General features: G+C 38.3%; 13 protein-coding genes. 7 read left to right on the forward strand and 6 right to left on the reverse strand.

Features of this window, described 5'->3' with window-relative positions:
• Positions 1 to 125 precede the first annotated feature (125 nt).
• Positions 126 to 665 carry a hypothetical protein gene (locus G8E00_RS14100; RefSeq protein ID WP_166011090.1) on the forward strand — a complete coding sequence of 180 codons (540 nt, stop codon included), beginning with the start codon at positions 126 to 128 and terminating at the stop codon, positions 663 to 665.
• A 348-nt stretch (positions 666 to 1,013) separates the two neighbouring features.
• Positions 1,014 to 1,619: a hypothetical protein gene (locus G8E00_RS14105; RefSeq protein ID WP_166221145.1), complete on the forward strand. Its 606-nt coding sequence runs from the start codon at positions 1,014 to 1,016 to the stop codon at positions 1,617 to 1,619.
• Between the two features lie 215 nt (positions 1,620 to 1,834).
• Here G8E00_RS14105 and G8E00_RS14110 read toward each other — a convergent pair whose 3' ends face one another.
• Both G8E00_RS14110 and G8E00_RS14115 read right to left on the reverse strand, forming a co-directional pair.
• Positions 1,835 to 2,788, reverse strand: a complete 954-nt coding sequence (locus G8E00_RS14110) for a 2-hydroxyacid dehydrogenase (protein ID WP_166225592.1) — start codon at positions 2,786 to 2,788, stop codon at positions 1,835 to 1,837.
• 175 nt (positions 2,789 to 2,963) lie between these two features.
• Complete coding sequence (locus G8E00_RS14115) at positions 2,964 to 3,680, reverse strand: TetR/AcrR family transcriptional regulator (protein WP_227591226.1); 717 nt, start codon at positions 3,678 to 3,680, stop codon at positions 2,964 to 2,966.
• An 80-nt stretch (positions 3,681 to 3,760) separates the two neighbouring features.
• On the opposite strand from G8E00_RS14115, the gene G8E00_RS14120 reads away from it, so the two are divergent.
• Entirely contained in the window at positions 3,761 to 4,873 is a 1,113-nt protein-coding gene (locus G8E00_RS14120; RefSeq protein WP_166011094.1) for a fatty acid desaturase, read from the forward strand.
• Between the two features lie 558 nt (positions 4,874 to 5,431).
• On the opposite strand, the gene G8E00_RS14125 is transcribed toward G8E00_RS14120, so the two are convergent.
• Positions 5,432 to 6,694, reverse strand: a complete 1,263-nt coding sequence (locus G8E00_RS14125) for a hypothetical protein (RefSeq protein ID WP_166225595.1) — start codon at positions 6,692 to 6,694, stop codon at positions 5,432 to 5,434.
• A 121-nt stretch (positions 6,695 to 6,815) separates the two neighbouring features.
• Between G8E00_RS14125 and G8E00_RS14130 the strand changes: the two genes are divergently transcribed.
• Positions 6,816 to 7,589, forward strand: coding sequence for a class I SAM-dependent methyltransferase (locus tag G8E00_RS14130; protein WP_166225598.1), 774 nt, complete (start codon positions 6,816 to 6,818; stop codon positions 7,587 to 7,589).
• Positions 7,590 to 7,732: 143 nt separating this feature from the next.
• Positions 7,733 to 8,287, forward strand: coding sequence for a hypothetical protein (locus G8E00_RS14135; protein ID WP_166225601.1), 555 nt, complete (start codon positions 7,733 to 7,735; stop codon positions 8,285 to 8,287).
• A gap of 73 nt (positions 8,288 to 8,360) precedes the next feature.
• Here G8E00_RS14135 and G8E00_RS14140 read toward each other — a convergent pair whose 3' ends face one another.
• From G8E00_RS14140 to G8E00_RS14150, 3 genes are all read right to left on the reverse strand, one after another.
• Complete coding sequence (locus G8E00_RS14140; RefSeq protein WP_166011103.1) at positions 8,361 to 8,768, reverse strand: protease inhibitor I42 family protein; 408 nt, start codon at positions 8,766 to 8,768, stop codon at positions 8,361 to 8,363.
• Between the two features lie 453 nt (positions 8,769 to 9,221).
• Entirely contained in the window at positions 9,222 to 9,812 is a 591-nt protein-coding gene (locus G8E00_RS14145) for a hypothetical protein (RefSeq protein WP_166011326.1), read from the reverse strand.
• Positions 9,813 to 10,264: 452 nt separating this feature from the next.
• The gene (locus G8E00_RS14150; RefSeq protein WP_166011105.1) at positions 10,265 to 10,738 is read right to left on the reverse strand and encodes a Holliday junction resolvase-like protein; all 474 of its coding nucleotides are present in this window, start codon (positions 10,736 to 10,738) and stop codon (positions 10,265 to 10,267) included.
• A gap of 158 nt (positions 10,739 to 10,896) precedes the next feature.
• On the opposite strand from G8E00_RS14150, the gene G8E00_RS14155 reads away from it, so the two are divergent.
• Positions 10,897 to 11,541 carry a ParA family protein gene (locus G8E00_RS14155; protein WP_166011107.1) on the forward strand — a complete coding sequence of 215 codons (645 nt, stop codon included), beginning with the start codon at positions 10,897 to 10,899 and terminating at the stop codon, positions 11,539 to 11,541.
• A 120-nt stretch (positions 11,542 to 11,661) separates the two neighbouring features.
• Positions 11,662 to 12,786 carry an AI-2E family transporter gene (locus G8E00_RS14160; RefSeq protein ID WP_166225604.1) on the forward strand — a complete coding sequence of 375 codons (1,125 nt, stop codon included), beginning with the start codon at positions 11,662 to 11,664 and terminating at the stop codon, positions 12,784 to 12,786.
• Positions 12,787 to 12,863: the final 77 nt, after the last annotated feature.

Here is a 12,863-nt window from a genome sequence, read left to right on the forward strand (position 1 = left end):
TGTGTAGATTTAATTTCTAAGCCGTATAAAGCCTGAGTATTTCTCTATGATGCGTCACTATCAGTCTCATGAGCCCACACCATGAGCATCCATATTAGGCATAACCCAGATATAGGAAAGTACTCATGAAAATAATTCAAATGACAGTCATTGCCACTGCATTACTCGCTTCAGGTAGCCTATTTGCCAATACAACCAGTACGACTACATCGGCAACTACAGGTGTTGGCACAACGACTGATAGCACTACACAAAACCCGGGTGTCATCAGCAATGTCAAACAAGGGATTAGCAATACAGCGAACAAAGTAGAGAATGGAATTGAAAAAGGTGTCGATAACACCAAAGAATTTACCAAAGAAAACTGGCAAAAAACTAAGAATTTTACAGCTGAAAAATCTGAATCTGTGAAAGAAAAGTCTGGTGAAATTAAGCATTCTGTTGCCAAAGACAGCAAAAAAACCAAAAACTACTTAGGTGAAAAATCGGATGAAGCGAAATCATTCACCAAAGAGAAATGGAAAAAAACCAAAGACGTTTTTAAGCCAGAAAGTAAAGAAGTACAACAGCCAACAACTGAGGCTGGCTTAAACAACAATGCAAATCTTGAGCTCGGAACACCTGCACGTAGCAAAACAGGTACAACAACTGAAAGTACCCAATAACGGTTCAACAGTTTAAATATCAGCTCAACGTTGAATAAATCCAGAGTTTAATCAATTCAAAGTATTCATTATCCGTAAAAGAGCCTCCTAAGGGTTCACTTCAAGTGGGCCTTTAGGATTTTAAGGTTTCGCTATTTTAAATAGCGAAACTTTGAATTCTGATCAAAAAACATGTGTTGTAGCAAAATTACGACTGTTGTATACATCTCTTCACATCAAGTCCTACACTTCTTCTTCATCTCAGATTATGATGGTTTTCAAAGACATTGGTATATGCCCGCTCCATATGGGTCTAAATCCAAGTGAGAGATTTTGCTTCACTTCATCTATTTTGGGATAAAAGCAAGAATGAATATGTTTAAAAAATCAATGATGACTAGCGCTGTTTTGGCAATGTTGAGTACAGCTGTTTTTGCCGAAACGACAAACACCAGTAAAGCTGCACCTGCCTATGGTGATAATCCAAACTTACTGAAAGTCATTGCGGTAAAAACTCAGGAAAAAGTGCAAAACACCGCTGAAAAAGTAGGTGCTGCAACTGAACGTGGTATCGCTAAAATTAAACCTGGGGTCGATAGAACGTGGAACAAAACTAAAAGTGTGACAACAGAAACTGCCGAAACGGCGAAGGAATCAACCCGTAAAGGCATCGACACAACTGTAAAAACAGTGAGAAATACCAAAGAAACTGTTTTAGGTACAAAAGATGCAGGCAGTGTTCCCATAGAACGGGGTGGCTTAAGTGAAAATAATAGCCCTGTTCAACCTGTTCAACCTGTTCAACCTGTTCAACAAAGCATGATTACCCCAGATTCATCACAACAAGTGATAAGTAGTACTCCTGCTACGAATGAAGTTGAACCAGAGATTAATAGACAATCTATCTCAATTGATGCGCCTGCATCGCAACCAACTCAGCAAAATAAAGATGGCTTTGAGGGTGTTCCTCGCTAAGCAATATGATGAATAGATTTCCATTTACACATTTTTTATGATGGTGTAGATCAACAAAAGCCTATTTTTAAATAGGCTTTTTTGTATTCTTGTTTAATAAGTCATTCATAATCATGATAAAAAAATGCGCTCATTGAGCACATTCTTTATTAATGATCATGCTTTGTTTGACAGAACCACAAACAATGAAAATGCTTAATCACTGGTTTAATCCATCAATTCACTTGGCGTATTGGTTGAGCCTTTTGAAATGCTTCTACATTTTCCACCATCTGCTGCACAATACGTTGACGTGCATCCACACTGCCCCATGCACTATGCGGAGTAATAATTAAATTTGGAATATCATTAGCCAGCAGTGCATTCCCTTCAGTGGGTGGCTCAATACTAAGAACATCTGTTGCAGCGCCTGCAATCTGCCCTTGACGTAAAGCATGTGCAAGAGCTTGCTCATTGACGATACCACCTCGAGCACAATTAATTAAAAATGCAGTCGATTTCATTTTTTCAAGTTCCGCCGCATCAATTAAATCACGTGTTTCATCATTCAAAGGACAATGCAAACTTAAGTAATCCACTTGTGCTAACAAATCAGCAAAAGGTACTCGATTTTCTTTGACTGGTCGGTTCGGCAGTGATGCAACCAAGACTTTCATGCCAAATGCTTCCGCCAATTTCGCTACAGCTTGCCCCAACTCACCATAGCCCACAATACCCAGTGTCTTTCCTGTCAATTCAACAATGGGGAAATCCAGTAAGCAAAATTGTTTTGCTTTTTGCCACTCACCTTGTTTTACAGCACGATCATATTGAATCAGTGAAGTGGATAATGCCAGCATAAGTGCCATGGTATGCTGCGCTACAGCAGCTGTGCCATATGCCTGACAGTTACATACCACAATGCCTTGTTCACGTGCCTGTGCTAAATCAACGTTATTGGTGCCCGTAGCAGAAATCAAAATCAGTTTCAGTTTTGCACATTGGCGAATGACATCACCACTGATCATCACTTTATTGGTAATGACCACCTCTGCATCGTGAATGCGGTCGAATACCTCTTCTTCTTGAACTGCAGGATATAAAATCAGATCGCTAAAAACTGCCTTTAATGCGCTGAAATCTAAGTCATCCTGATCTAAAGATTTGTAATCTAAAAAAACAGCTTTCATTGCATTTATCCCTACACATTTTTTACAGACAAAGAAGATCTCGAGTAAATCCCAAGTTTAAGCATTTACCCGATAAATTTGAAAATAATATAAAAAACACAATAATAATGTTGAATGATTGTTTGCTATTTCAAAATCAATCTCAATATTGCGGTCTAAACATTATGTTTAATCATCATGTCTCGTCATCAGCTTTAACGTTGGCATCTTTCATAATAAATGAATTATTTTTCAGTGCGGTGAGATAAGCAATACCAGCGCGATAACCTTCTTGGCAAATGGCTTCTGAGATATAATTTTCAGTGTAATAGCCATGTTTCATACAAGTGAAAATCAGTTCAATCAAAATAGTCAATGTATCTGGTTGTCTTGGGATATAATTGTCAACATTGATTGCCAGTAGCGCTTGACGAATAGCAAAGCTAACTTTTCTGAGTTCAACTTGATATTCCAAATAATTATCTTGCGTTGCACCACCACTTAGAATCAGTAACGTCGCAATTTTAGATTCATTTAAAAATTGTGCTGCAGCTTTAATCATGGCTGAAGTGATTAAACGCCCATAGGCTTCTATGGGTTGATTGGGATTTTCCAAGAAAACACGCATTGCTTCATTACGAAGCTTTTGAATCAAATTATTCAAATGTGAAATTGCAATATAGTTCAACAGATCATATTTGGTTGGGAAAAATTGGTAAATACTGGCGCGAGGGACTTCTGAGGCAATGGCGACCTCTGGAATTGAAATTTTTTCTATCCCTACCTGCAACAATAACTCCTCTGTTGCACGAATCACCTGTTCCATTCGCTTTTGCGTTCTTTCTTGTTTAGGACGATTAAGTTGTTTACTGCTTTTTTTATACTGAAGTGTTGACTCTGTTGATACCATCATATACTCTCACTCAAAATCCGACATTTGTTGGTTTTTTGTACAAATCCTTTGCTATACCAATATCATAGATGAAACTGGATATGAATTTACCCTTAACCGATGCAAAAACAACCAACAAACAAAAAATAAAATTGTTTGCTGATCCTGAAGACGAACTGCGTACCCATCGCATCCGAAAAGGGATCTTGGAAGCGGGTAATCAACTCCGTTCAGAACATCCTTGGTTGGTCAAATATCAAGACCAAATCGGTATGGGCATCCTCATTACATCTGTAACTGGCATTATTTTCAATATTACGCAATATGCGCGTGGCAAAATGCCTTGGTATATTGCAGTTCCCCTATCTGCATTTTGGATGTCTATTTTGCATGAGCTTGAGCATGACCTCATTCACCTCATGTACCATCGAAAAAATAAAAAGATCAATAATGCGATGCTTGCAGCTGTTTATGCATTTAGACCGAGTACGATTAACCCTTGGATTCGTCGTCAAATCCATTTGCATCATCATAAATCATCTGGCACCCCTTCTGATGTAGAAGAACGTGGCATTAACAATGGTGATAAATGGGGAATTAAACGCTTACTCATGACAGGTGATAATTTACTGGCCATTGCACTTCGCCCCATTGAAACACTAAATGCTTCGAATCACTTTATAAAAGCACAAAAAGATTTAAATTTCAAAGACAAGCTGAAATTAAAAACCAAACTGGCATTGGGATATTCACCTTTAGGCAATATTCATTACGGTTTATGGTATAGCTTCTTGTTTATGAGTGTTTCAAAACTGGGCATGAAAGCACTGAAGATTCAAGCGCCCACAAATCGAGTTTGGCGTTGGGTCGACAAAACCACCAAATTTTACGCAGTGAGCATTGCTGCGCCAAATTTCTTACGCACATTGAGCTTACATTTCACCAGTTCAAATTTGCATTATTATGGTGATGTTGAAGATGGCAACACCGTTCAACAGTGTCAAATTTGGACAGACTGGCGTATCAAACCCTTACAGGCTTTCTGTTTTAACTTTGGTGGCACACATGCCTTACATCATTTTGTGGTTCGTGATCCATTCTATATTCGACAAGCGATTGCCAAAAAGTGCTATCCGTTGATGAGTGAAAATGGCGTTCGCTTTAATGATTTTGGAACATTTAAACGTGCCAATCGTCGTTTAGAAAAGGCTTAAACCTCATTCAAAAAATTTACAGTTTATAAGGGGCTAAGACATTGCCCCTTTTTTTATGCATCCATAAAATAAATTAGATATACTTGGTTGAAAATAATAAAAAATAGGTGAAATCTTGCTTAGACATTCTTCAAATTCTTTTTTATTCAAACTGATCACGATGTTTTTAATTTGGTTTGTTTGCAGTTCTGCCTATAGCGCCGAAGTCGTTTTGCAGTCCGTGAGTAATATTGATAATGACGAAATTCATAATTCACATGATGGAAATTCGTTTAAATTAATCAAGCTTGATCAAGGATGTAAAATTGAATCTCATTTTTATCTTTCAGATCAGAATCAGCTGTCACATTATACTTTTATGAAAAAAGATCTGCTAAAGGTCACTCGTAAAACGTTCCGATATCACTATGAAAAAGACTTTGAAGGTTCTTTAGGTCATGTCACAGATATATATTTAGCTTCAAGTACCAATTTAAATATTCACGACCCAGACGTAAAAAAGGACTTTAATCGTTATAAAGCCCTTTTTCCAAATCAATACCTAAAACATTGTGAGCATTAACTGATAGAGAATTTTTCAGCTTCACCTACGGTTTCAGATTCAAATAAACAGTTGCCTGATTCATCACAGCGCATATAGACATTTTTATAGGCTAAGCTATAAAAACCAGAACCCTTCTTGATGACTAAAGGATTCATATCGGATGATAGTTCATCATCCTGCTTAAACAGTTTGGTCACACGGCGATCATTCATACAAATCAAATACGTCTGTTTTTTCACTTCAACCGTAGCTAAACCACTGTGTTCAACATGCAATGGAATAATATATTTTCCATTCACATCAATCACTTTTTGGTCATAGCTTTCAAGTTTTTGAGTAATCACATTAAAAACCAAAACTTTGCCATAACTGTCCAAAAGCTGCGTTTTGTCTTCGAATGGGAGATTAATCGAAATACCGAGCTTTTGTAGATCTTGCTCATCAACACGTTTATTGTTCAGCAAAATACGGGTAATGGTTTGCTTTAAGCTGGCATCAAAAAAGGTGCTGTCCAGTTGCAAATCAATGGTTTTTAGAATTTTACCTAGGGCTTCATTGTGATTTCCTAGCAAATGCGCAATCACACTACGATAGTAAAACTTGCTGTTCTTTTTAACCGCACGAATCTGCTGATAAAAATAAGTCTTATCAAATGGACGTTCAATAAAATCATGTAATAGCGCAGAATTGGCTAGCACCGCAATCGCATCATGCCCAGTATATGGCAAATGCAAAGTATGCAATTGTGGAATCAGAGGCTGAATCTTTTTATAGTGTTCACGATCCAAATCAAAATATGGATCATACACAATAATGTATTCGCAATTTTCCGAAATATCCGCAGCCTGAATACGCATATCACCATTGGTTTCAGCATCGTAGAAATCGGTATAACGGCGGTCTTCGACTTCCTCAGGATTAATCGAATACTGGGGCACCATAGCAACCACACGATTCATCTTGAAGGGTTTAGCATACTTAATGGCTGCATAGCCCCCCATTGAACCGCCATAGCCTACAACACGCTTAAATTCAGCCAGAATCGGCTGTATCGCAGCAAGCACACCAAGCATACTCACAGCAGGAAACCATGACTTCTGCTTGGGCATAATGCCAATCACACTGTATTCGTACTTACTTAATGACTTTTCTGCATTAATGGAATTTCCTTTGGCACGGGTAATTAAGTCGCCAAAAGATAAAACCAAAGTATCAGAAGATCCTTTTAAATAAATTGCTCTGATGTGTTCATCTTCAAATACTATTTGTTTATCCATTGCAATTCCAAAAAAAGGCTCTCATAACGTTTGTTTGCAAAATTAATAACAGTTAACTTGCCTATTCATCGCACCCAGTGTCATATTTTATAGATACTGCTCAGATAAAAAAGCGCAAAATATGACACATTCTTTACATCCTGCTGCTGAGCAAGGGTTTAGTTCTGCGGCAGCACTTTATCAACGAGTACGTCCAAATTATCCAGCAGACATTGTTCATTGGTTGCTAGAAGATTTAAAAATTACACCCCAATCTTACGTGGTAGATCTCGGTGCTGGCACAGGAAAATTTTTAGATTATCTGACGCAAACCACAGCACATGTCATTGCTGTTGAACCCATTGCAGAAATGCTTGAACAGTTGAAAATAGTACATCCTGACGTACAAACTCAACAAGCCTCTAGCGAAGACATTGAACTAAATTCCAACAGTATCGACGCAATTGTCTGTGCACAATCCTTTCATTGGTTTGCAAACCTCAAAAGTTTGACTGAAATACATCGTATTTTAAAAACTCAAGGTCGCTTAGGGCTGGTATGGAATCAACGAGATGAAACGGTAGACTGGGTCAAAGCTTTGGCAGATCTGCTGGCAAAATATGAAGCAGATACTCCGCGTTTTCATAGTTACCAATGGCAAAATGTATTTAAGCAACAAAACTTATTTGAATTTCAAGCAGAGAAAGTATTTGTGCAGTACCAAACGGGAACAGTTGAAGATGTGGTATCCAATCGTTTACTCTCCACGAGCTTTATTGCAGCGATGCCTCCAGAGCAGCAACAGCACATGAAACTTCAATTCGAACAGATCGTGTATCAATACACAGGAAAAACGGCGCAGGATACTATTGATTTTCCTTACGTCACTCATGCTTATCTTTATGTAAAAATTTAACCTCTAAACATTACACATTTAAAGATTTAAACGTTTTAGAAAACAACAATATTCAGCAGCAAATGAAGCACCTCATATTCAATTCAGCTCGCCGAATTAAACTTTTATGTGTTTTATAGCATTCATTTTAAAGGACTGATCTCATGCGATTTACTTTAACCTCTCGACTGTTCATGACTGCATTGATTGCAAGCGTTGTCTGTGTCTCGGCATGTAGCCCTAAAAATGAAAAATCTGAATACGCCAAAACTGATTCAGCGGATGCTTCAGATGAGCTCAAACAACAAATTGAAGCCAAGCCTGTCAAAGTGTTCGCAATAACACCTGAGGATGCAAATGACATTGCCCTTCTTGAACAATACGATCAAAATTTTAATGAGGTCAGTGCTGCATTGGAAAATGATCTTAAAGAATTGGAGGCTCAAGGTAACTTAACTGAGGACATGAAAAATCAACGCAAACGTGATTTGATTCAGTCCTCTTTAAATATGCTCAAAGAGTTGGACCTAAAAACAGAGCAAGGACGCTATATACAAGGTTTGTTCGCCCTATATTGGGAAAATCAAATGGATGTTTATAGCGAATTGGTCAACTCCCCTGAAAATGATTTACAAGATCCAACCGATGCAGTCAAAGGAATGGGAGACTATTACACTGCTGAAGCTCAACTCAAACATTGGAAATCACAGCAGAAATAAAAAACATATGCCATAGAAAAGGGATGTTAATACATCCCTTTCTCATTGCAGATTAATGCAGCATATCGCTGAATCATGAAACACGAATACGGCATAACCACTGTTCAGTGGGTTCTTTATTGGATTCCCAAGAACGCACGTGAACCAACTCAATCAGCTCTTGACCTGGTTGTTCAGCACGAAAACTAAAAGACTTCTCTCCACCCATGCCAAGTACAGGCTTATCGGTCTCTGGTTGCAAGAATGTTTCTTCAGTTTTAAAGAGTTTTAAAGGTTGAACCAATTGCCATGCGTATCCTGTACTTGGATTTTCAGGGGCATTAAATTGTAAAATTTCACCGACCTTCATGACCAATAAAGTTGGACACTTTTGTTTAAGCGTATAGTGGTGAACTTTTTCAATTCGATTTGGCGTAGAACTTTGGCATGCTGATAGCCCAAGAATCACACACAAACCACTCATCCAGAATAACGTTCTCATTTTGTTCTACTCTTTTGCCAAATTTGATTAACTTTAATTCTCGTTCCTGATCATGAACAATTGGCTTGTTGCATGAGTCCACTTTGCATTTCATGTTTATTTACATGCAGTTTATTTAGATGTTGTTTATTACGATGCCACATCACAGCACTTGCGTACACATATTAGACGTGCATCATGGTCCCAGTCTGTGATCAATCCCCAAGCGATCTCGTCTGTACATCATTTTTTATTGTACTGTTTTTTACAAGCGCTGTTCAAAAATAAATCAAGCCAATTTCAGGACTATTTTGAGTGCCTTGAATTAGACCTCGACAAGGAAAATCACCACTGCCTTACTTTAATACCTCATTAGCCTCATTTGTGTTGTTTATAGCCCTTAACACAATGCATGTCTGAACTGTCAACAGACCCTAAATTAGGCTTCAAAGTTTATCGATGTATAGGAATACATCACATATTTTGACGTTCTACCCATTGTATTGATTCAACACGAATCAGCTTACAGGCACCGTCGCCCACACCATTCCAATCCAGTGCAGATTTCCACACCAAATCTTTAGCATTGATTTGTACCAGTTCACCTTTCAGTCGAACCAAATCACCACGTTTTACTTTTTTAATTTCTTTGGCAATTTCTGGATTGGCCGGAATAATATGCATATTGCTGACCAATTGCGTTGCTAATTTTGGAGGTACAGGTGGTCGAGCCATTTTCCAATTTAGAAAACGATCATACTGATTAATACTGATTTGACGTGCGATTTCAGGTTCGGTAAATATGCCTCGGGTCACCGCATAGTCAATCGGGGAAAATTGAGCTTGCGCATCATGGGTATATTCTTTTGATCCTAAAATTCTGAATTCACCAGCAAAGGGTTCTAGCACAGAAATTTTCTGATCTTGAGAGACAGGTGCCAAGCCTTTGGCAATATTGTAATCTGTAGATTGTCTTGCTTGAACTTGTAGACTACTCAATGCCAATAACGCCGCACACAATACTGTTTTTAGCTTCACGGTTTTTAGCTTCACGGTTTTTAGCATCGTTGTCTTACCAAGCGCTGGTGTTAAGATCATTGTTTTAACCATGGTCATCTCCCCTATACATCTCAAATCTATCTTACGCTTCAAATCCCAATTTGTTTATACACATAATTGCTCTATTTACATCAGACGTCTATTCATACTTTTATACAAAGATCATGCTTTTATACAAAGAATTGACTTTAAGTTTTAGCATTGCTTCTTTATAAACCAATGATTGAGACATAAAATTAAGACTTGGTAACCGTTTACTGCCTTTTAGTCACTTTTTTGTTTTCAATACTTGCAGCAGAATTTTCATTTAGCGCTTTAGTGTTTGATGATCTTGTATCTATGCATCTAAAAATTCTTCATCCATCCTCATCAACCGTCATGGTTTTAAACTAAAAAATAAAAATACATATCGCTTTTTAGAAGGTGTAATGAAAAACCTACTCGATGATTTGAGCGTCTTAGCCTTCGTCATTAAAATCTATACGTACAGTTTCAAAGCGTACTCTTCCATCTCGTATGGCATCAGCAATCGCCATTTGACCTTTGGTCAGTCGTGCTCCACCACTTTTAATATCCATGAGTACCACTTCAATATCCTCGGCTGAACCATCCCCATCTCTAAAGTCGGTATAGCCATCAAAAATCACATAATCGACTGGATCACCAAGGAATTTTGCATCACTGGGTAGATAACGAAATTCAGGCATAATCGGTGCAAGTTGTTCAGCCATCTTGCCTTTTAATACTGCACGGCTGGTATTCACACTGCGTTTTTGGGCATGAACTAAAGCTTGTTGATGCTCTAATTCTAGTTCTGCAATGTATTGTTCATATTCAGCTTTGATTTTACCGTTGCGTGTACCAGACAACACAATCGTGGTGATCACAATCCCAATACATGCCCCAATTAACATTGCCATCCATATGGACATGCTTTCTTCCCCTTTTTAACTCAACACAATGTAAACAACATCGAAGCTTTTGTCATGTGGCTTGACCCTTAAACATTCCACCTATTGAAACACGTAGCCGATAAAATGATGCTAAGCTAAGCCTAAATATACCTAGCCAACCGAATATATTGTAGATCATGAAAACGATACTTATTGCGAATCAAAAAGGGGGTTGTGGTAAAACAATGACTGCAATCACCTTAGCAACTGCACTGGCGCAAAAAGGCTATAAAGTGGCATTGGCAGATGCCGACAGTCAAAAATCTGCTTTACACTGGCTCAAACAACGTCCTGACTCCGCAACAGAAATCCAAACGTTAGATTGGCGTCATGAAAAATCCATTGGTGATGCTCCCAAAAAACTCGAATATTTGATTATTGACACACCTGGTGCGCTTAAAGGTGATCACGCAGAGCATCTGATTGCAGAGTGCCATGCCATTGTTACTCCTCTTCAGCCCTCTTTCTTTGATATTGATAGCACCAAACGTTTTCTAAAAAATATCCAAGAGATCAAACGTATACGTAAAGGAAAAGTACAGGTTCATTTACTGGCCAATCGTGTTAAACCTTCTGGAGCAACAGCCAAAGAAATACAGCAGTTTTTTGACAAGATTGAGCAAAAGCCTGTGGCATGGATTACTGAACGTGCAGCATATGGTCAATTGGCAATGCAAGGTTTAAGTATTTTTGATAAGCATCAAAAAATGTATTTATCTATTCAAAATCAATGGCAACCTTTACTCGATGCGCTCATTGAAGATGAGAGTGACTGGTTTTAAAAATCTGATATATATTGAAACGCAATTTCGCTTCATTTTCATATATGATGAACTATGTGCTGGATGATCCAACTTCGTTCAGGTTAATTTTTAAAATATTAAAATAGATCAGAGACATTCGTGCAAGATTCTTACCCAACTTTACAACGTGCTTTACTCTTTGGATTGTTTTTTATCCTACTTTACTTAGGATATGACATCATTAAGTACTTTATTGTTCCAGTTTTATGGGCATGTATTATTGCCTATATGACTTGGCCAATCTATAAGCGCGTGCAACGTTTATGTGGTTTGAATCGTCCTAATTTAAGTGCCACAGTGATGACAGGTATGCTGATTTTAGTGGTAGGCTTACCTTTCACTTTTGCCATTTTCTTACTGCAACACGAAGGTCGAAATCTGTTTATTGACGTACAACGTCAACTCTCTTCAGGTCAACTGAGTGTTCCTGATGTGATTCGCCAACTGCCAATCGTGGGTAAAGAACTGACTCGAATTGTGAATGACATAAACAGTGATCCGAGTATGTTCTTTAGTAATGTCAGTGTGTGGATACAAGGACATTTAAACTACGGTAAGTTCGTTTTGAGTGAAATTACCCGGAATTTAATTAAACTCGGTTTTGCCTTGTTATCACTGTTCTTCTTCTATCGTGATGGTCATACCATTGTTGAGCAAGTCAGTAAGGCCATGGAAAAAGTGATTGGTCCTCGTATTCAACATTACATTGACACCATCTCTGAAACAACTCGTGCGGTAGTCTATGGTGTTGGTTTAACAGCTGTAGCCCAAGCTGCTTTGGCAGGTGTAAGTTATTATGTGGCTGGCGTACCTAATCCGATGGTACTGACCATGGCGACGTTCTTAATGGCGCTTATTCCTTTTGGCCCTCCTGTTGCTTATACAGCGGTTTCACTCTGGTTGTTTTCACAAGGTCAGACTGTCGAAGCGATTGGTGTCATGGCTTGGGGTGTATGTATTGTCAGTACTGCAGATAACGTGATTCGCCCACTGGTGATCTCGGGTGCAACACAAATCCCATTCTTATTGATCATGTTTGGTGTATTGGGTGGCTTGGCAAGTTTTGGGCTTGTTGGCTTATTTATTGGACCCGTGATTTTAGCTGTGCTTTTAGCCATTTGGCGTGAATGGCTGAATGAAACAGTCGAACCAGAGCCTTTGCCTAAAGGAACCTTGGCCTATGATTTGGATAGCGATATTGACAGTCAAAATCAAATGAAATGAGCTTAGCTTGCCCTCTGTTAATAATTTTTATACATTCAAACACTTAATGATTATTGCTTTAAATATATTATTTTGTT

Source organism: Acinetobacter shaoyimingii (genome assembly GCF_011578045.1).
GTDB classification, from domain to species: Bacteria; Pseudomonadota; Gammaproteobacteria; order Pseudomonadales; family Moraxellaceae; genus Acinetobacter; species Acinetobacter shaoyimingii.